This window comes from Streptomyces violaceus, assembly GCF_036014075.1.
GTDB classification, from domain to species: domain Bacteria; phylum Actinomycetota; class Actinomycetes; order Streptomycetales; family Streptomycetaceae; genus Streptomyces; species Streptomyces violaceus.
The window spans coordinates 1,305,617-1,324,891 of record NZ_CP107911.1; the positions used below are offsets into that span (position 1 = coordinate 1,305,617).

The 19,275-nt window shown below is 72.5% G+C and carries 17 protein-coding genes and 1 pseudogene; 14 read left to right on the forward strand and 4 right to left on the reverse strand.

Annotation, left to right across the window (positions count from 1 at the left end):
* Nucleotides 1–14: 14 nt before the first annotated feature.
* Nucleotides 15–1,079 carry an ATP-dependent DNA ligase gene (locus OG542_RS05885; protein ID WP_328408823.1) on the forward strand — a complete coding sequence of 355 codons (1,065 nt, stop codon included), beginning with the start codon at nucleotides 15–17 and terminating at the stop codon, nucleotides 1,077–1,079.
* 10 nt (nucleotides 1,080–1,089) lie between these two features.
* Here the strand turns inward: OG542_RS05885 and OG542_RS05890 are convergent, their stop codons facing one another.
* Nucleotides 1,090–2,280, reverse strand: coding sequence for a zinc-dependent alcohol dehydrogenase (locus OG542_RS05890; protein ID WP_328408825.1), 1,191 nt, complete (start codon nucleotides 2,278–2,280; stop codon nucleotides 1,090–1,092).
* Between the two features lie 203 nt (nucleotides 2,281–2,483).
* Between OG542_RS05890 and OG542_RS05895 the strand changes: the two genes are divergently transcribed.
* A complete protein-coding gene (locus tag OG542_RS05895; protein ID WP_328408827.1) occupies nucleotides 2,484–3,464 on the forward strand; it encodes a DUF3048 domain-containing protein in 981 nt (326 codons plus the stop codon).
* A 23-nt stretch (nucleotides 3,465–3,487) separates the two neighbouring features.
* Here the strand turns inward: OG542_RS05895 and OG542_RS05900 are convergent, their stop codons facing one another.
* Nucleotides 3,488–3,952, reverse strand: coding sequence for a MarR family winged helix-turn-helix transcriptional regulator (locus OG542_RS05900; RefSeq protein ID WP_184588178.1), 465 nt, complete (start codon nucleotides 3,950–3,952; stop codon nucleotides 3,488–3,490).
* A 207-nt stretch (nucleotides 3,953–4,159) separates the two neighbouring features.
* Here OG542_RS05900 and OG542_RS05905 point away from each other — a divergent pair, with 207 nt between their 5' ends.
* From OG542_RS05905 to OG542_RS05940, 8 genes are all read left to right on the forward strand, one after another.
* Nucleotides 4,160–4,915, forward strand: coding sequence for a CoA transferase subunit A (locus tag OG542_RS05905; RefSeq protein ID WP_328408831.1), 756 nt, complete (start codon nucleotides 4,160–4,162; stop codon nucleotides 4,913–4,915).
* Nucleotides 4,915–5,559 carry a CoA transferase subunit B gene (locus tag OG542_RS05910; RefSeq protein WP_311128774.1) on the forward strand — a complete coding sequence of 215 codons (645 nt, stop codon included), beginning with the start codon at nucleotides 4,915–4,917 and terminating at the stop codon, nucleotides 5,557–5,559. Before OG542_RS05905 ends, OG542_RS05910 begins: the two co-directional genes overlap by 1 nt.
* Nucleotides 5,556–6,758, forward strand: a complete 1,203-nt coding sequence (locus tag OG542_RS05915) for a thiolase family protein (RefSeq protein WP_328408833.1) — start codon at nucleotides 5,556–5,558, stop codon at nucleotides 6,756–6,758. The genes OG542_RS05910 and OG542_RS05915 overlap by 4 nt, the downstream gene beginning before the upstream one ends.
* 86 nt (nucleotides 6,759–6,844) lie before the next feature.
* Nucleotides 6,845–7,618, forward strand: a complete 774-nt coding sequence (pcaH, locus tag OG542_RS05920) for a protocatechuate 3,4-dioxygenase subunit beta (RefSeq protein WP_328408835.1) — start codon at nucleotides 6,845–6,847, stop codon at nucleotides 7,616–7,618.
* Between the two features lie 6 nt (nucleotides 7,619–7,624).
* Entirely contained in the window at nucleotides 7,625–8,230 is a 606-nt protein-coding gene (gene pcaG / locus OG542_RS05925) for a protocatechuate 3,4-dioxygenase subunit alpha (protein WP_328408837.1), read from the forward strand.
* Entirely contained in the window at nucleotides 8,227–9,519 is a 1,293-nt protein-coding gene (gene pcaB / locus OG542_RS05930; protein WP_328408839.1) for a 3-carboxy-cis,cis-muconate cycloisomerase, read from the forward strand. The genes pcaG and pcaB overlap by 4 nt, the downstream gene beginning before the upstream one ends.
* A complete protein-coding gene (gene pcaDC, locus OG542_RS05935) occupies nucleotides 9,516–10,631 on the forward strand; it encodes a bifunctional 3-oxoadipate enol-lactonase/4-carboxymuconolactone decarboxylase PcaDC (protein ID WP_328408841.1) in 1,116 nt (371 codons plus the stop codon). Before pcaB ends, pcaDC begins: the two co-directional genes overlap by 4 nt.
* Before the next feature lie 78 nt (nucleotides 10,632–10,709).
* Nucleotides 10,710–11,501, forward strand: a complete 792-nt coding sequence (locus OG542_RS05940; protein ID WP_328408843.1) for an SDR family NAD(P)-dependent oxidoreductase — start codon at nucleotides 10,710–10,712, stop codon at nucleotides 11,499–11,501.
* Between the two features lies 1 nt (nucleotide 11,502).
* Here OG542_RS05940 and OG542_RS05945 read toward each other — a convergent pair whose 3' ends face one another.
* Nucleotides 11,503–14,187 carry an ATP-binding protein gene (locus OG542_RS05945; protein WP_328408845.1) on the reverse strand — a complete coding sequence of 895 codons (2,685 nt, stop codon included), beginning with the start codon at nucleotides 14,185–14,187 and terminating at the stop codon, nucleotides 11,503–11,505.
* A 180-nt stretch (nucleotides 14,188–14,367) separates the two neighbouring features.
* Here OG542_RS05945 and OG542_RS05950 point away from each other — a divergent pair, with 180 nt between their 5' ends.
* From OG542_RS05950 to OG542_RS05965, 4 genes and pseudogenes are all read left to right on the forward strand, one after another.
* Nucleotides 14,368–15,669 carry an MFS transporter gene (locus OG542_RS05950; protein ID WP_328408847.1) on the forward strand — a complete coding sequence of 434 codons (1,302 nt, stop codon included), beginning with the start codon at nucleotides 14,368–14,370 and terminating at the stop codon, nucleotides 15,667–15,669.
* Nucleotides 15,670–15,673: 4 nt separating this feature from the next.
* On the forward strand, nucleotides 15,674–16,828 hold the full coding sequence (locus tag OG542_RS05955) for an anhydro-N-acetylmuramic acid kinase (protein ID WP_328408849.1): 1,155 nt from the start codon (nucleotides 15,674–15,676) through the stop codon (nucleotides 16,826–16,828).
* 58 nt (nucleotides 16,829–16,886) lie between these two features.
* A pseudogene (locus tag OG542_RS40670) lies at nucleotides 16,887–16,970 on the forward strand (DUF2510 domain-containing protein); the annotation flags it as partial.
* Nucleotides 16,971–17,249: 279 nt separating this feature from the next.
* A complete protein-coding gene (locus OG542_RS05965; protein ID WP_408057853.1) occupies nucleotides 17,250–18,407 on the forward strand; it encodes a hypothetical protein in 1,158 nt (385 codons plus the stop codon).
* Nucleotides 18,408–18,567: 160 nt separating this feature from the next.
* On the opposite strand, the gene OG542_RS05970 is transcribed toward OG542_RS05965, so the two are convergent.
* Nucleotides 18,568–19,176: a TetR/AcrR family transcriptional regulator gene (locus OG542_RS05970; RefSeq protein WP_193477114.1), complete on the reverse strand. Its 609-nt coding sequence runs from the start codon at nucleotides 19,174–19,176 to the stop codon at nucleotides 18,568–18,570.
* Nucleotides 19,177–19,275 lie beyond the last annotated feature (99 nt).

The following is a 19,275-nucleotide window of genomic DNA, read 5'->3' on the forward strand; positions in this document are numbered from 1 at the left end:
GGAGGTGAAGGCCCATGGATCTGCCGGTGATGCCACCCGTGAAGCCGATGCTCGCCAAGTCGGTGGCGAAGATCCCGCCGGGCATGCAGTACGAGGCGAAGTGGGACGGGTTCCGGGCGATCGTGTTCCGCGACGGGGACGAGGTCGAGCTCGGCAGCCGTACGGGCAAGCCGCTGACCAGGTACTTTCCCGAGCTGGTGACGGCTGTGCGGGAGCGGTTGCCGGAGCGCTGTGTGGTGGACGGGGAGATCGTGATCGCGCGGGAGGGGCATCTGGACTTCGACGCGCTGACGGAGCGGATCCATCCGGCGGACTCGCGGGTGCGGATGCTGGCGGAGCGGACGCCGGCCTCACTCGTCGCCTTCGATCTGCTGGCGCTGGGGGACGAGTCGCTGATGGACGTCCCTATGACCGACCGGCGGGAGCTGCTGGCCGGGGAGCTGTCGGAGGTGACGGCGCCGGTGCACCTGGCGCCGGCGACCACCGACATCGAGGTGGCGCGGCAGTGGTTCGAGCAGTACGAGGGGGCGGGTCTGGACGGTGTCATCGCCAAGCCGCTGACGGTGCGCTACCGCCCGGACGCGCGCGCGATGTTCAAGATCAAGCACGAGCGCACGGCGGACGTGGTCGTCGCCGGGTACCGCCTGCACAAGAGCGGCCCTGTCGTGGGTTCGCTGCTGCTCGGCCTGTACGACGAAGGGGGCGCCCTCCAGCACGTGGGCGTGTCCGCGGCCTTCCCGATGAAGCGGCGTGCCGAGCTGGTGGAGGAGCTGGAGCCGCTGCGCCTGGAGGACGCCCAGGGGCATCCGTGGGCGGCCTGGTCCGACGAGGCCGCGCACGAGAAGGCCCGGCTGCCCGGGGCGCCGAGCCGTTGGTCGGGCCGGAAGGACCTGTCGTGGGTGCCGCTCAGGCCGGAGCGGGTGGCCGAGGTGGCGTACGACCACATGGAGAACGGGCAGCGTTTCCGGCACACCGCCCGGTTCCGCCGCTGGCGCCCGGACCGGACTCCCGAGAGCTGCACCTACGCGCAGCTGCAGGAGCCGGTCCGCTACGACCTGGCGGAGATCCTCGGCGCCTGAGGACGCCGGCTCAGGGCTGCATCAGCACCTTGACCGCGCCGTCCTGCTTGTGCTGGAACATCTCGTAGGCGTGCGGGGCCTCCGACAGCGGCAGCCGGTGGGTGGCGAAGTCCTCGACACCGAGCGGGTCCTCGTCGGTCAGGTACGGGATGATGTCGTCGCTCCAGCGGCGGACGTTGGCCTGGCCCATCCGTATCTGGATCTGCTTGTCGAACAGGGTGAGCAGCGGCAGCGGGTCCGCCAGGCCGCCGTAGACACCGGACAGGGAGATGGTGCCGCCCCGGCGCACCAGTTCGATGGCGGTGTGGAGCGCGGTGAGCCGGTCGACGCTGAAGCGTTCGGCGAGCGGGCCGCTCAGCTTGCGGGGGAGGATCGACGCGGCGTGCTGCACCATGCGCGCGGCCGCGCTGCCGTGGGCCTCGGTGCCGACCGCGTCGATCACGGCGTCGGGGCCACGGCCATCGGTCTCGTCACGGATCGCGGCGACGAGTTCCTTCTCGTCGTCGAAGGACCTGAGGTCGTACGTCTCCACGCCTCGCGCGCGGGCCCGGCGCAGCCGCTCCGGGACCCGGTCCACGCCGAACACCCGCCCGGCGCCGCGGAGTTGGGCGACGCGGCAGGCCATGTCGCCGATGGGTCCGAGGCCGAGCACGGCGACGCTGCCGCCCTGCGGGACGTCGGCGTAGGCGACGGCCTGCCAGGCGGTGGGCAGGACGTCGGAGAGGTAGACGAAGCGGTCGTCGGGCGGGCCTTCCGGGACCTTGATCGGGCCGAACTGCGCCTGCGGGACCCGCAGGTACTCGGCCTGGGCACCCGGCACGGCCCCGTACAGGCGGGTGTAGCCGAACAGGGCGGCGCCCATGCCCTCGCCGCTGACCTGGGTGGTCTCGCACTGTGTGGGCAGGCCGGTGAGGCACATCCAGCAGCTGCCGCAGGCGATCTGGAACGGCACCACGACCCGGTCCCCGGCCTGGAGGTCCGGTACGCCGGCGCCGACCTCCTCGACGATGCCCATGGGTTCATGGCCGAGGATGTCCCCCGGTGTCATGAACGGCGTGAGCACTTCGTACAGATGCAGGTCGGACCCGCACAATCCGGTGGAGGTGATGCGGATGACCGCGTCCGTCGGCTCCTGGATCGTCGGATCGGGCACGTCCTCCACCCGCACGTCACGCTTGCCCTGCCACGTCACTGCCCTCATCGCCTCGCGCTCCCTCCGTCAGCGTGCGCGTCGGTCGGTCGGCGAGGCCCGGGTACCCGGGCGCCCCGCACTGAACCTTGAGCCGATCGACGGACGCGACAGGACACCGTCCCGTCCTAAACAACCAGACGTGGCCATCAATGCTCAGATAAGCGCACAATCAGAACAAACACATGACATGAGGCGCGGTGGCGACGGTGGGCATGGGACGAGAGGCGCGCGGGCGGCGAGCCACGACGACGGCGGCGCTGCTGGCCGCGACGGTGACGGCGGCCCTGGCGGCGGGTTGCACGAGCGGGGGCGGGCCGCCCGACGACGGGCGGGGATCGGCCGCCGCGTCGGAGCGCGGCGCGTCACCCGAGGCGACCGACGGCTCCGTACTCGCCGTCAAGATCGACAACGCCGACGCGGCCCGGCCGCCCACGGGTGTCGATGCCGCGGACGTGGTGTACGTGGAGCAGGTCGAGGGCGGACTGAGCCGCCTGATGGCGGTGTACGCGACGAAGCTGCCGGAGGCGGTCGGCCCGGTGCGCAGCGCCCGTGAGTCGGATCTGGAGCTGCTGCGCCAGTTCGACCGGCCCACACTCGCCTTCTCCGGCGCCCAGACGAAGCTCCTGCCGCTGATCGACAAGGCACCGCTGCGGGCGGCGACGCCGGGCAGCGCCTCCGACGCCTTCTTCCGCGACCCCGACAGGTCAGCCCCGCACAACCTCTATGTGCGGCCCGAGCGGATCATGCCGGAAACCCCGGGCCGGGACGCCCTGACCACCGGCTTCCGCTACGGCTCCGCCCCCGCGGGCGGCACCGAGGCGAACTCGCAGACGGTGCGCTATCCGGCGGCCCGTTTCACCTTCACCTGGTCGGACTCCCGGGACCGCTGGCTGGTCGGCATGGACGGCACGCCGGCCACGACGGCGGACGGCAAGCGGATGGCGGCCGCGACGGTCGTCGTGCAGTACGTGAAGGTGCGCGAGTCCGCCTTCCGCGACTTCCTCGGCAACAACACGCCGTACACCGAGATGGTGGGCTCGGGGAAGGCGAAGGTACTGCGCGACGGGCGAACCCACGACGTGAGCTGGGAGCGCGAGGACGCCACGGACGGCACGGCGTTCACCACCCGCGACGGCACACCCGTGAACTTCGCGAAGGGCCAGGTGTGGGTGGTGTACGCCAAGGCGCCCTGACCGGCCCACGCGGGCCGCACCGGTCAGCGGGGCGCCACGAGGGGCTCTCCCGGATTGCGCAGGCCTTCGGCCGCGTCCGACACGCGCCGGATGAGGTCGAAGAACACCGTCTGCTCCTCGGCGGTCAGCGGCGCGAGGAAGATCTGGTTCATCCGGGCGGTGCGCACGGTCAGCTTGCGGTGGGTGCGTACGCCCTCGTCCGTGAGACGCAGCAGGAAGCGGCGGCCGTCCTGCGGGTCACGGACCTTGTCGAGCAGTCCGCGCCGGGTGAGCCGGCTGATCACCTCGGCGATGGTGGACCGGTCGAGCCCCACCCGCTCCCCCACCGTGCGCTGGTCCAGGCCGGGCTCGGCGACGAGCGCGTTGAGGACCGCGTACTGGGGCGAGGTGATCTCCTCGGAGACCATCGTGTTCCACAGCAGGTAGTGCGCCTGCTGAAGCCGCCGGGCCAGGTGCCCGGGGTGGGTGGTGAGGTCGGCCGCCGCCATGTGCACCCCTCGGTCGTTTTCGTTGGTGCACTGAATAATACCGACCCGCTCCCGGGCTGTCTGCCGACCACACAAGGGATCAGGGGCGCATATGCCGAGGCCTTGACGCCCTGCTGCGGCGATGGCAGCGTGAGAGGAGCTTCACGGAAATACTCAGTGCACTGACTAAATAACGTCGGGGCGCTCGGAAGAGATGGGGCTTCTCGGATGGACAAGGTGGTCGCCACAGCCCTGGAGGCGGTGGCCGACGTTCCGGACGGTGCGTCGCTCGCGGTGGGCGGTTTCGGGCTGAGCGGTGTGCCGAACGTGCTGATCCAGGCGCTGTACGAGCGCGGGGTGGCCGGGGTGTCGGTGGTCTCCAACAACTGTGGGGCGATGGAGTCGGGCCTGGCGGTCCTGCTCGCCGCCGGCCGGATCGCCCGGGTGACGGGCTCCTACATCGGTGCGAACAAGGAGTTCGCGCGGCAGTACCTGGCCGGGGAGCTGGAGGTCGAGCTGATCCCGCAGGGGACGCTGGCCGAGCGGCTGCGGGCCGGCGGCGCCGGGATCCCCGCCTTCTACACCCCGGCCGGGGTGGGCACCCAGGTCGCCGACGGTGGCCTGCCGTGGCGCTACGACGGGCAGGGCGGTGTCGCGCTGGCCTCGCCACCGAAGGAGGTCCGGGAGTTCGACGGCACCGAGTTCGTGCTGGAGCGGGGCATCCGTACCGACTTCGCCCTGGTCCGGGCGGCGAAGGGCGACCGGCACGGCAACCTGGTCTTCAACAAGTCCTCCCGCAACTTCAACCCGCTGGCCGCGATGGCCGGGCGGGTGACGATCGCCGAGGTGGAGGAGTTGGTGGAGCCCGGCGAGATCGATCCGGACGCGGTGCATCTGCCCGGCATCTTCGTGCAGCGGGTGCTCGCGCTCACTCCTCAGCAGGCGGCGGACAAGAAGATCGAGCAGCGGACGGTGAGGTCCTGATGGCCTGGACGCGTGAACAGATGGCTGCGCGGGCCGCGCGCGAGCTGAGAGACGGCCAGTACGTCAACCTCGGCATCGGCCTGCCCACCCTCATCCCCAACTACCTGCCCGAGGGCGTCGAGGTCGTCCTCGAATCGGAGAACGGCATCCTGGGCACCGGCCCCTACCCCACCGAGGACACCGTCGACCCGGACCTGATCAATGCCGGCAAGGAGACCGTGACGGTCCTGCCGGGCGCGTCCTTCTTCGACTCGGCGCTGTCCTTCTCGATGATCCGGGGCGGGCACATCGACGTGGCCGTACTCGGCGCCATGCAGGTGTCCGAGCGAGGCGACCTGGCCAACTGGGCGATCCCCGGCAAGCTGATCACCGGCATCGGCGGGGCGATGGACCTGGTGCACGGCGCCCGTACGGTCGTCGTCGTCATGACCCACACCGCCAAGGACGGCTCCCCGAAGATCCTCACCGAGTGCGCCCTGCCGCTGACCGGCAAGGAGTGTGTGAACCGGATCATCACCGACCTCGGCGTCCTCGACGTCACCGAGGACGGGCTCGTCCTGGTCGAGACCGCGCCGGGCGTGACCGCCGGCGAGATCGTCGCCAGGACCGACGCCGAACTGAACGTGCCGGAGGGTGTGAAGTGAAGGACGTCTACATCGTCGACGCGGTCCGCACCCCGATCGGACGCTACAACGGCGGCCTGGCCTCGGTCCGCCCGGACGACCTGGGCGCACACGCGATCCGCGAACTGCTCGCCCGCACCCCGGCCTTGGATCCGGCGCGGATCGAGGACGTGTACTTCGGCAACGCCAACGGCGCCGGTGAGGAGAACCGCAACGTCGGCCGGATGGCCGCTCTGCTGGCGGGCCTGCCCACCTCGGTGCCGGGCGTGACCGTCAACCGGCTGTGCGCCTCCGGTCTGGAGGCCGTGATCCAGGCGGCCCGCGCCATCGCGCTCGGCGACGCCTCGATCGCGCTGGCGGGTGGTGTGGAGTCGATGACCCGGGCGCCCTATGTGCTGCCCAAGTCCGACAAGCCCTTCCCGGCCGGGCACACCGAGCTGTACTCCACGACTCTGGGCTGGCGGATGGTCAACCCGCGTATGGAGCCGCAGTGGACGATCCCGCTGGGCGAGTCGGCCGAACTCATCGCCGACAAGCACAAGATCGGCCGCGAGCAGCAGGACGAGTTCGCGCTCCGCAGCCATGAGAAGGCCACACGGGCACAGGAACAGGGCCTGTTCGACGTCGAGTCGGCGTCTGTGGCGGTCCCGCAGCGCAAGGGCGATCCCGTGGTCTTCGCCGCCGACGAGTGTGTCCGTCCGGATGCCTCCCTGGCGTCGATGGCCAAGCTGAAGCCGTCGTTCCGTAAGGAGGGAGGCACCGTGACGGCGGGCAACGCGTCACCGCTCAACGACGGGGCCGCCGCGTTGCTCCTCGTCGACGAGGAGGGCCTGAAGGCCACGGGCCGTGAACCGCTGGCGCGGGTGTCCGCCACCGGCGTCTCGGCGACCGACCCGCACTACTTCGGGCTGGCACCCGTCGAGGCCGTCAACCGGGCGCTGGCCAAGGCGGGCAAGGAGTTCGACGACCTGTCCGTGCTGGAGTTGAACGAGGCGTTCGCGGCGCAGGTGCTGGGGTGTGTGGCCGAGTGGCCCGAGTTCGATTCCGCGATCCTCAATCCGCAGGGTGGTGCGATCGCCCTCGGGCATCCGCTCGGTGCGTCCGGGGCCCGGCTCGCCGGGACGGTTGCGCATCAGCTTGTCCGGCGCGGGAGTGGCGTCGGTGTCGCCACGCTCTGCATCGGGGTCGGCCAGGGCCTTGCGCTTGTTCTGGAACGTTAGGCGTTCGGCTGCGGGCCGTCCGTGGCTGGTCGCGCAGTTCCCCGCGCCCCTTTGGGGCGAGACCCTCAAGCACCTCAGGGAACCCCATGACTCTCACACAGCACGACATCGATCAGGAGATCGCGGCCGAGCACGCCGCGTACGAGAAGCGGCTCGCCGACGGCGGGCCCGTCGAGCACCAGCCGCGGCGGGACTACGCGCCGTACCGCTCCTCGGTGCTCCGGCACCCCAAGCAGCCGCCGGTCACCATCGACGTCAGCAAGGACCCGGAGCTGGTGGAGCTGTCCTCCCCGGCCTTCGGGGAGCGGGACATCACCGAGATCGACAACGACCTCACCCGGCAGCACGACGGCGAGCCGATCGGCGAGCGCATCACCGTCTCCGGCCGGCTGCTGGATCGCGACGGCCGCCCGGTGCGCGGCCAGCTCGTGGAGATCTGGCAGGCCAACTCGGCGGGCCGCTACGCCCATCAGCGCGAGCAGCACGACGCCGCGCTGGACCCGAACTTCACCGGTGTGGGCCGCACGCTCACCGACGCCGAGGGCCACTACCGCTTCACCACCGTCCAGCCGGGCCCGTACCCGTGGCGCCAGCACGTCAACGCCTGGCGGCCGGCCCATATCCACTTCTCGCTCTTCGGCTCGGCGTTCACGCAGCGGCTCGTGACGCAGATGTACTTCCCGAGCGATCCGCTGTTCCCCTACGACCCGATCATCCAGTCGGTGACGGATGACGCGGCCCGGCAGCGACTGGTCGCCACATACGACCACAGTCTCTCGGTGCCGGAGTTCTCGATGGGCTACCACTGGGACATCGTGCTGGACGGGCCGCAGGCCACCTGGATCGAAGAAGGGCGCTGACCTGCCATGACGAGGATCGACACCAGCAGCCCTGAGAGCGTGCTGCCCACCCCCTCGCACACCGTCGGCCCGTTCTACGGCCACGCCCTGCCGTTCCGCGGCGGCGAGGACATCGCGCCCGTCGGGCATCCGGACACGGTCACCGTGCACGGGTACGTCACCGACGGCGAGGGCAAGCCGCTGCCGGACGCCCTGATCGAACTGTGGGGCCCGGACCCGGAGGGCACCCTGCCGACGGCCGACGGTTCGATGCGTCGCGACCCGGCCTCGGGCGGCTTCCTGGGGCGCAACGGCGTGGAGTTCACGGGCTGGGGACGCATCCAGACCGACGCGAACGGCCACTGGTACGCACGCACGCTGCGGCCCGGCGCACGCGGGCGGAACGCCCCGTACCTCAGCGTGTGCGTCTTCGCGCGCGGACTGCTCCTGCACCTGTACACCCGGATCTACCTGCCGGGTGACGCGGCGGTGCTCGCCGCCGACCCACTGCTGTCCCGGCTGGAGGACGGGCGCCGCGACACGCTGATCGCCGTGGAGGAGGCGCGCGGCACGTACCGTTTCGACATCCGCCTTCAGGGCGAAGGCGAGACGGTCTTCCTGGAGTTCCAGTGACAGCTGCGCACGGTGACACCGGCCTGCTCGCCCCCGGGTGGGCCGACTCGGCGGCCGCGTCCGCGACGAGCGACCACGCGTACCTGCGGGCGCTGCTCGACGCGGAGGCCGCGCTGACCCGGGTCCAGGCCACTTTGGGGCTCGCCCCCGTTGAGGCGGCGACGGCGGTGACCGAGGCGGCCTCCGGCGCCTTCGACGTACGCTCCCTCGCCGAGCGGGCCCGCGCGGGCGGCAACCCCGTCATCCCTCTGGTCGCGGAGCTGACGAAGGCCGTCGGCGACGAGTACGGCCCTTACGTCCACCGGGGCGCGACCAGCCAGGACATCATGGACACGGCGACGATGCTGGTCGCCGCGCGGACCCTGGACCTGGTCCTCGCCGACCTCGGCCGCACCGAGCAGGCCCTCGCCCGGCTGGCCGCCGAGCACCGTGACACGGCGATGCCGGGGCGGACGCTCACCCAGCACGCCGTACCGACGACCTTCGGGCTGAAGGCGGCCGGATGGCGGGCGCTGGTCCTCGACGCGCGGGACCGGACGACGGCCGTACGGGACGCGCTGCCCGCACAACTCGGCGGCGCGGCGGGCACGTTGGCGGCTTTCGGTGCGTACGGCTCGAGCGATCCGACCGGCCTGCCGAGGGCGTACGCCCGTGAACTCGGCCTCAGGGCACCCGATCTGCCCTGGCATACCCTGCGGACGCCCGTCGCCGATCTCGCCGGGTGCCTCGCCTTCACGGCGGGCGCGCTCGGCAAACTCGCCGTGGACGTCCTCACCCTGTCGCGCACCGAGATCGCCGAGGTCGCGGAGGGCAGCGGCGGGGGCTCGTCCGCCATGCCGCACAAGTCCAACCCCGTACGGTCCACCCTCATCGCCTCCGCGGCGCGACGGGCCCCGCAGCTCGCGGCCACGCTGTACGGCTCGCTGGCGGCTGAGGACGAGCGGCCGGCCGGGTCGTGGCACGCCGAGTGGGAGCCGCTGCGGGACCTGCTGCGGCTGGTCGGCGGGGCCGCCCGGGACGCCGTGGAGCTGGCGGAGGGACTGCGGGTCAGTCCCGGCGCCATGCGCGAACACCTGGACCTCACCCACGGGTTGATCGTCTCCGAGCGGCTGTCCGCCGAACTGGCCCCGGTGCTGGGGCGCGCCCGCGCCAAGGAACTCCTCACCCGGCTGGCCGCCGAGGGACGCCCGCTCGCCGAGGCACCGGAGCTGGCGGACGTCGACCTCGATCCCGCCCACTACACCGGCTCCGCCGGAGCCCTCACCGACCACGCTCTGGAGCGACGTTGACACTCCTGAACCACCGCACCGAAGGGCCCGCTTCCGCTTCCCCGCTGTTGCTCGGCTCCTCCCTCGGCACGTCGTACGCCCTGTGGGACAAGGTGGCGCCCGAGCTGTCGGTCACCCACCGGGTGGTCCGCTGGGATCTGCCGGGACACGGCGGTTCGGCGGCGGATCTCATCGGGGCGGGTGCGACGGTCGGTGACCTCGCCGGTCTGGTGCTGGCGCTCGCCGACTCCCTCGGCATCGAACGGTTCGCGTACGCGGGTGTGTCGCTGGGCGGGGCGGTGGGCCTGCATCTCGCGGTGCACCATCCGCAGCGGCTTTCGTCGCTGGCCGTGATCTGCTCGTCGGCGCACTTCAACGGAGCGCGGCCATGGCAGGAGCGGGCCGCTCTGGTGCGGCGGGAGGGGCTGGCCGGGCTCGCGGAGGGGGCGGACGCGCGCTGGTTCACGTCCGGGTTCACCGTTCCGGAGCTGGTGCGGGACCACCGGGACGCCGACCCGGACGCGTACGCCGCCTGCTGTGACGCGCTCGCCGCGTTCGATCTGCGGGAGCGGCTGCCCGAGATCGCCGTACCGACGCTGCTGGTCGCCGGTCGCGAGGATCCGGCGACGCCGCCCGCGCATCTGCGGGAGATCGCCGACGCGGTGCCGGGCTCGGCGCTCGTCGAGCTCCCGGGCGCCTCGCACCTGGCGCCCGCGCAGTGCCCGGAAGCGGTACTGACGGCGCTGCGGGCCCACTTCGGCGGGCCCGCCGGACGCGGGATGGAGGTGCGGCGCGAGGTGCTCGGCGACCCGCACGTCGACCGGGCGCAGGCCCGGCAGACGCCCTTCACCGCACGCTTCCAGGACTTCATCTCGCGCTACGCCTGGGGCGAGATCTGGACCGACCCGACGCTCTCGCGCCGCGAGCGCAGCATGATCACCCTCACCGCGCTGGTCGCGCACGGCCACTACGACGAGCTGGCCATGCACGTCCGGGCGGCCCGCCGCAACGGGCTCACGCCCGAGGAGATCGGCGCGGTGCTGCTGCAGACGGCCGTGTACTGCGGGGTGCCGGCGGCGAACGCGGCGTTCGCGACGGCCCAGCGGGTGCTCGCGGAGGAGGGCTCTTCGTAGGCGCCGGAGGGTGATCCAGCTGGTCGTAGCCTCGGCGGTAGCTCGCTCGGGCCCGCACCGCATGCCTACGGTGGAGTCATGTCCACCATCCTGATCACCGGTGCCACCTCGGGCCTCGGCCGGTACGTCGCCTTCGAACTGGCCCGTTCCGGACATGTCGTCCTCGTCCACGGCCGTGACGCGGGCCGGACCGAACGGCTGGCCGAGGAGTTGCGCACGGAGGGGGACGCGGAGGCGTTCGTCGCGGACCTGGCCTCGCTGTCCCAGGTACGGGAGCTGGCCGGGCATGTCACCGACGCGCATCCCGAGCTCGACGTGCTGGTCAACAACGCGGGCGTGGGCTTCGGGGCGCCCGACGCGGACCGTGAGCTGAGCGCCGACGGGCATGAGCTACGGCTCGCGGTGAACTATCTGGCCCCCGTGGTGCTGACCCGGGCTCTGCTGCCCGTGCTGCGGGCGAACGCGCCGGCCCGGATCGTCAACGTCGGGTCGGCCGGTCAGGAACCCCTCTCCTTCGACGATCCCGAGTTCACCCGCCGCTACAGCGGCGTCTCGGCGTACTGCCGCAGCAAGTTCGCGCTCGCCGCGCACACGTTCGCCCTCGCCGAGGAGCTGAACGGCACCGGCGTCTCGGTGAACGTGCTGCACCCGGCTACCTACATGGACACGGGGATGGTCCGCGAAGCGGATATCACACCCTGGAACACGGTCGCCGACGGCGCGGCGGGCGTGCTGGCCCTGGCCACACGGGAGTCGGGCAGCGGCCGGTACTTCGACGGGACGAGTCCGGCACGGGCCCATGAGGCGGCGTACGACCCGGGAGTGCGGGCGCGGCTCGCGGCGGTGACCGACCAGCTGCTCCGCGTCTGAGCTACGCCGGTCCGGCGCCGGCCTCGAGCACGGCCCGCGCCCGCTCCGCCAGTCCGTCCGCTCCGCACGAGACCGCCAGGTCCAGGCCGCGTCCGAGGTCGCTCACCGAGCGGGCCGCGATGCCGTACTCGATGCGGGCCGCCGCGTGCTCGTACTGGCAGGGCGACGCCTCCAGGTAGGTGACGGCCTGGGCGGCGAGCCGGACCGCGCGCTGCCCGGTCTCCAGGGCGGCGGCGCAGCGCAGGGCCTCGCCGATGGCGGTGTCCGTGCCGAAGCGCTCGGCCTGCCGGCGGACGTCGACGGCGAGCCGGGCGGCACGGGCCGGGTCCTCGGTGCTGAGGGCCCGGGCGAGGTCTGCCGCCCAGGGGACGAGCACGGGGTTGTGGTGCCCGCGTGCTGCCGCCGCCTTCTCCGCGGCCTCCAGTTCGTTGACGCCGTCCTTGGTACGGCCGACGGCCAGCAGCAGCCGGCCGCGCACCGAGCGCGGGTCCGGCAGGACGATGGTGGAGGGGTAGGGCGGGGCGAAGCCGTACCGTTCGGCGACCTCCCAGGCCTCCTGGACATGGCCGCGGGCGAGCAGCGTGTCGACGAGGTTGCAGGTCGCGGACCAGTACAGCGGCAGACCGCGGCCGACGCGCTCGGCCAGGCGCAGCGACTCGCGCAGGGACGACTCCGCCTCCTTCAGCCGGCCCCGCCTGCGATGGCCGAGCCCGACGTAGGCGTGGGCCAGAGCGAGGTGGCCGCCGCTCCAGCCGGCCGTCTCGTAGGCGCGCAGGGCCTCGTTGTAGAGGGTCTCGGCCCGGTCGAGGCGGTCGGTGAAGGCGTACGCGTTGGCCAGCATCAGCAGCAGTTCGATGCCCCACTCGGTGTCGGTCCAGCCGAGCCCGGGGGCCAGGCGGCCGTTGACGAGGGCGCGGTCGCACAGTTCGGCGACCTCCTCCGCGTTCTCGCCGTGCATGAGGGCGTCGAAGCCGCGAAGCATGAGCAGCGCGCGTTCGGAGTTGTCCCGGCCGGTGCAGGTGGCGGCGAGGTCGGCGAGCCGCCGGGAGCGGTCGGGCGAGGTGGCCTCGCCGGCGTGTATGCCCTCCCACATGAAGTGCACGGCCTGGAGCCGCATCCGGGCGGGCCCGGGCCGGAGCCGGGCGGCCTCCGCCTCGACCGTGCGGACCGCCTCCTCCAACTGGTCGTTGTGGAGCAATGCCTGGGAGAGCCGGAAGACGGCGTCCACCCGCTTGTCCCCGCCGAGGCCGGGCATGCCGAGCGCGGTCCGCAGATGGCCGATGGTGCGGGCCGGCGCGGTCAGGAAGGTGGCCTCGGCCAGTTCGTAGAGCACGTGCGGGTGGGACTCGGGCCGGGGCGGTTCCTCCAGGGCGCGCTCCAGGCAGCGGCGGGCGGCGTCGGGGGCGCCGACGGCGAGGTGCTCGCGGGCGGCCTCGCGCAGCTGCCCGACGAGTTCCTCGTCGTCGTCCGGGTGGACTTCGAGGAGATGACGGGCGGCTGCCGCGGCGCCGCGCCCCTCGTCGGTGACGATCCGGGCGGCTATGCCGTGCATGGCGGTGCACAGGGCGTCGGGTATGGAGTTGTAGACGGCGGTGGCGATCAGCGGGTGGACGAACTCCAGGTCGCCCTCGGCGCTGCGGCCGGTCGCGGGGTCGGGTGTGGTGAGGATGCGGGCGGTGCGCAGCAGTTCGGCGCAGCGGCGGGCCTCGTCGGGCCCCAGGGTGGCGAGCTTGGCGACCAGGCCGGTGGAGATGCCGGTGCCGAGGATGGCGGCGGCCCAGGCGAACCGGGTCGCGTCGATACCGAGTTCCTCCAGGCGGGCGACGAGGCCGCCGCCGCGGGCCGAGCGGTTCAGTTCTCTCAGCTCCGCGGCCCGGGCCTCGACCGGTTCGAGTTCGCTGTCCTGGACCTTGGCGAGGAGTTCGACGGTCTCGTAGGGGTTGCCCGCGGTGACGGCCCAGACCTCGCGGCAGAACGCGGCGTCGGCGTGCGGGCCGAGGGTGGCGCGGGTGAGTCCGGCCGTCGCGTCCGGGGTGAGGGCGCTCAGCGTCGTGACGGGTCCGTCCGCGGCGGCGGCGACGGTGTCGAGGTGACGGGCGCTGGTGCCGGAGACCTCGCCGGGGCGGCGGGTGATCACGACCAGCACGGACATCTCGTCCAGGCGCTCGGCGAGCCCGGCGAGCCAGCGCAGGGTCTCCTGGTCGGCCCAGTGGGCGTCGTCGATCAGCAGCACCAGCGGCCAGTCCCGGCGGGCGAGCCGGCGCACGGCGACGACCAGTCCGTCGCACACGCCCTGCGGGTCGGCCTGCCGGTCGCCGGGATCCGCTATGCCGAGGGCGGGCCCGGCGATGTCGTACCAGTCGCCGAGATATTCGCGTGCCTCCTCCGGGAGCATCGACACCAGTGCCGGCTGCAGCAACTGCCGTACCACGTTGAAGGGGACCGATCTGAGGGTCTCGCCGCCGCGTGCCGACCAGACCGTGCAGCCGCGGGCCTCGGCGATACGGCGGGTTTCGGCCAGCAGCGTGGTCTTGCCGAGTCCGGCCTCGCCCCGGAAGACCAGCAGTCCGCCGGACGAGGAGCGGTCCGCGCACAGGCCATCGACCGCCCGCGCGACGGCGGCGACTTCCTCGTCGCGCTCCCAAAGGGAAGCCGAGGCGCCGGCCGTGGGCCGTACCTCCGTCATCCCGCTACCTCCCCAAGTCGCCCGAACGACGTACAGACGTCGAGCGTAGCCGTCCGATTGCCTGAGTGGAGGGCGGTCCGGGCACCTGTTGCCATGACGGGTGACACCGACATCGATCGGACGGCGCATCCGGCCCGCCACCAGCCGCATTCGGGTCAACAAGCCACAACGGTACGGGAGGTGACGTTCATTCACCAGGGACGGGACACACGGCACGGCCGGCAGGCGCTGGTCGCGGGGTCGGTGGGCAATCTCATCGAGTGGTACGAGTTCGGCGTCTACGGCTACTTCGCGACGATCATCGCTGCGCGCTTCTTCACACCGGAGGGCGGCAGCGAGATCGAGGCTCTGGTGAAGACGTACGCGTCGTTCGCGCTCGCGTTCTTCTTCCGACCGGTCGGGGCGGCGCTTTTCGGCCGTCTCGGGGACCGGGTCGGCCGTCGGCCGGTGCTGGTCCTGGTGATCACGCTGATGACGGTGGCGACGACGCTGATCGGCGTGCTGCCGACCTACGCGCAGGCGGGTGCGCCGGCGCCCTGGCTGCTCACTTTCCTGCGGGTGCTCCAAGGGCTTTCGGCCGGCGGGGAGTTCGGCGGGGCGGTGTCGGTGATGACGGAGTTCGCTCCGCCGGGCCGGCGGGGGCTGTACGGATCCTGGCAGTCGTTCACGGTGGCACTGGGGCTGCTGGGTGGTGCGGGCGCGGCGGCACTGCTTGCCACCGTGCTGTCCGAGGAGCAGCTCGGCGCGTGGGGCTGGCGGCTGCCGTTCCTGCTGACGCTGCCGCTGGGGCTCGGGGCGTTGTGGCTGAGGCTGCGGCTGGACGAGACACCGGAGTTCGAGGCGGAGCGGTCGCGGGAGACGCCTCCCCCGCGCGAGGTCGCGAGGGCGATCGCGCTGGGCGCGGGGCGGATCATGGGCTGGGCCGCGGCCGGTTACACGTTCCTCGTCGTGCTGCCGTCGTATCTGCAGAGCTCGCTGGGTGCCACCTTTCAGCAGGCGCTGGTCGCCACCGTGCTGGCCAATCTGGGCTTCGCGGTGACGATCGTGCCGGCGGGGCTGCTCAGTGACCTGCTCGGCAGGCGGATGGTGATGCTGACGGGCGCGGTGCTGGTCGTGGCCCTCTCGGTGCCGCTGCTCGACCTTCTGCAGGAGCCCGGTGTGTCGAACACCGTGAAGGGTGTGGCGGTGTGCGGCGCCGGTGCCGTGGTGGGGCTGATGGCGGGGCCGGGTCCGGCGATGCTGTCGGAGATGTTCCCGACGCGGGTGCGCTACACGGGCCTGGGACTCGCCTACGCGCTGTCCAACGCGGTGTTCTCGGGGTGCGCCGGGCTCATCATCACGGAGACGATCGAGCGGACGGGGAGCGTGGACATCCCCGCGTACTACGCGGCGGCGGCGTGCGCGGTGAGCGTACCGGCCCTGCTCACGCTGCCCTCGCGGCGGGTGCGTGGGGCGAAAGCGGTGGAGGAGAGGACTGGTTGAGGCGATGCGGGTGATCGGTCTCATGTCCGGAACGTCGTACGACGCGATCGACGCGGCGGCGGCCGAGCTGGACCTCGTCGGCGACAGCCTGGTGCTGAAGCCGCTCGGCATGGTGAGCGAGGCGTACGACGGCGCACTGCGCGAGACCCTGTCGGCCGCCCTGCCGCCGGGGACCACCACGCTGGGCGAGGTGTGCCGGCTGGACACCCGGATCGGGCAGGCCTTCGCGGCGGCCGCGCTCCGGGCCGTCCGCGAACTGTGCGAGGGGCGGGCCGAGTTGGTGGCCTCGCACGGGCAGACCGTGTACCACTGGGTCGCCGAGGGGAAGGTCCACGGCACACTCCAGCTGGGGCAGCCGGCCTGGATCGCCGAGGCGACCGGGCTGCCGGTCGTCGCCGACTTCCGGCCGCGTGACATCGCCGCCGGCGGGCAGGGCGCCCCGCTGGTCGGCCTGGTCGACCTGCTGTGGCTGCGCGGCCGGCCGGGCCGGCCCGTCGCACTCAACGTCGGCGGTATCGCCAACCTCACCGCACCCGACGGGACCGCCTTCGACACCGGGCCGGGCTGCGCGCTGATCGACGCGGCGGCCCAGGGGTTCAGCGGCGGAGCGCTGTCCTGCGACACGGACGGGGCTCTGGCCGCCCGCGGCCGGGTGCACGGGCCGCTGCTGGACCGGCTGCTTGAGGAGCCGTACTACGCGCTGCCCGCGCCCAAGACGACGGGCAAGGAGCTGTTCCATCTCGGTCATCTGCGGGACGCGCTGGCCGGGTTCGGGACGCTGCCCGCCGAGGACGTCGTCGCCACCCTGACGATGCTCACGGCCCGGACCGTGGCGGACGCCGTGCGGGCGGTGGGCGCGACGGAGGTGATCGCCTCGGGCGGCGGGACGCGCAACCCGGCGCTGATGGGGATGCTCGGGGAGCTGCTGCCCGGGGTGGCGGTGCGCGCCTCGGACGAACTGGGGCTGCCGTCCGGGGCGAAGGAGGCCTACGCCTTCGCCGTCCTGGGGTTCCTGACCGTGCACGGCCTGCCCGGCACCTCACCCGCAAGCACCGGTGCCCGGCATCCGAGCGTGCTGGGGTCTGTGACGCCGGGCCGAGACGGGTTGCGGCTGCCACCGGCCGCCCGCCTTCCGCCGACCCGCTTGCTCCTGGAATGACCGATCCTGTTCGACTCCTCTCATGCCTCTTTCACCGATGCCTCATACGGTGGGGGGCATGACGCAGGAGACTCCTTCCGGGTGGTACCCGGACCCCGGACAGAAAAGTGACGGGCCCGCCACCGAGCGCTGGTGGGACGGCAAGGCCTGGACGGCCCGCATCCGTCCGGCACAGCCCCCCGCCGCATGGGGTCCCCCGGACCAGCCGCCGCCCCATCCGGCGACTGCGGAGAGTCCGGCCTCTGCGGGGGACTCGGGCGCGGCGGGGGGCTCGGGCGCGGCGGAGGGCGCGGGCACCGCAGCGGACTCGGGCACCGCGAACAGCCCGGCTCCTGCCACAGGCTCCACCGCCGGGGATCCGGCCACTGCTGAGGGCTCGGGCGCTGCGCCAAATCCGGCCTCTGCCGGAGACTCGGCGGCTGTGACAGATTCGGGCGCCGCCGGCGACCCTGCCCCTGCCCCTGCCCCTCCGGGGGATCCGACCGCTGCCGGGCACGGCAACGCCGCCAGGCATCCGGGCCCTCCCGGATACCCAAGCACCACCGGACAGCCGAACACCCCCGGGCACCCGGGCACCGCGGAACATCCGGGCACCGCCGTACACCCGAGCACCCCCGGATACCCAGGCACCCCCGGCCACCCGGGCGCCACCGCATACCCAGGCGCTCCCGGCCACGCAGGCACCCCCGGGCAATACCCAGGGCCGGCCCATTACCCAAATGCCCCCGGGTACACGGGCGCCGACGCGTATCCCGGCTACCCCGCCACGCCCCCGACCGCCCGCGGAAGCCGGCTTCGGATCGGGATTGCCGTCGCGGCGGCCGTCGTTGTTCTCGCGAGCATAGGTGTCGGCGTGTACGCGCTGACCGGCGACGGCGGCTCGGGCGGCGGTTCGGCCACCTCGCAGGGGCCGGGCGGCCCGGGTGGAACCGGTGGCCAGGGCGGGCCGTTCGGCGGGCCGGGCGGCTCGGGGGGATCCGGAGGCAATGGCGGTTCCGGCGGCTCCGGTGGCCAGAGCCCGTCTCCCGAGCGGTCCGAGCCGCCGAAGATCAGGAGCGGGTCGGTGACCGACGCCGTCAGCGGGATCAGCATGCCGATCCCCAAGGGCTGGTACGGCCAGGAGATCACGGTCGGCGCGCAGGTCACGTCCGACGACTCCTACAAGTGCCCCGGTGACACCTCCTCGACCTGCACGAAGGGCGGAGCCTACTCCGCACCGGCCCTGGCCCTCGGCACCAAGGGCAGCACCGCCGAGGAGATCGCCAAGGCGGACATCTCGGCCAACGCCGAGGAGTCCTACGGCGGCAAGTCCTACGGCGGGATCACCTCGCACGACGTGCTGGCGGCCAAGGCGGTGACCGTGGCCGGGCAGAAGGGCTACCTGGTCCGCTGGAAGGCCGTCACCACCAAGGGCGCCGACGGCATCGTGGAGTCGCTCGCGTTCCCCTCCCCCGCGAACGCGAAGCAGATGGTCGTCGTCCGGTTCGGCGTGGACGCCGACCAGAAGGAGTCGGTCCTGGACGACATCGCCAAGGGCATCAAGGTGTCGACGGGCAGCGGCAACGGTCAGGACGTCTGACAGGGAACAACCGCCCCGCCCGTAAACGGTCGGCCGGGTGGGGCGCCCCTGCCGCTCACAGGGGAACCCCACCCGGCCGGGTGGTGCGCGCCGCCCCCGTCCCCACGGGTCGGCGCGGTCGGGGCACCGTCCTGTCATCCGAGGGACGGCGGCCCGGGTCTCATCTCAGGCCCAGGGCCGGCAGCACGGCGGCCTCCACGAACCGGACCAGGTAGTCCGGGTCCGCGTACTCACCCTCCAGGACGGGCCGGATGCGCAGGACGCCGAACATCTGCGCCGGGATGTACTCCAGCGCCGGGTGATCGGCGGGCACCTCTCCCCTCTCGACCCCGCGCCGGATGATCTCCTTCAGCGCGGCGATCTCCGGTTCGACCAGCGCCTCGCGCAACGCGCGCTGCAGCTCCGCATCCTGGGGGGCCGCGTGGGCGAGCGCCTGGAGGAGCTTGGTGTCCCGGCCCGACAGCTCTCCCGCCGCCCGGGCGGCCTGGCGCAGGTCGTCCGCGAGCGAGCCGGTGTCGATGCAGCGCGTCCGCCGGTGGGAGCGCAGCGCCGCCGCCACGAACTGGGGCTTGGTCTTCCACTGCCGGTAGAGCGTGGACTTGCTGCAGCGGGTGCTGGCGGCGATCCCCTCCATGGTGACGGAGTCGTAGCCGCACTCGCGGAGCTGTTCCAGCACGGCCTCGAAGAACTCCTGCTCACGCTCGGGCGTGATCTTGGAGCGGCGCGTGGCACCGACCGGCTCGGGTCGGTCCCCAGCCTGCGACGTCATGGGCTCTGCTCCTGGCTTTCGTCGGCGGCCGAAAAATTCCGGCTGGCAGTGTGTTCTACGTCTATCGATACGCCAGTGTACCGGAACGCAACCGTATCG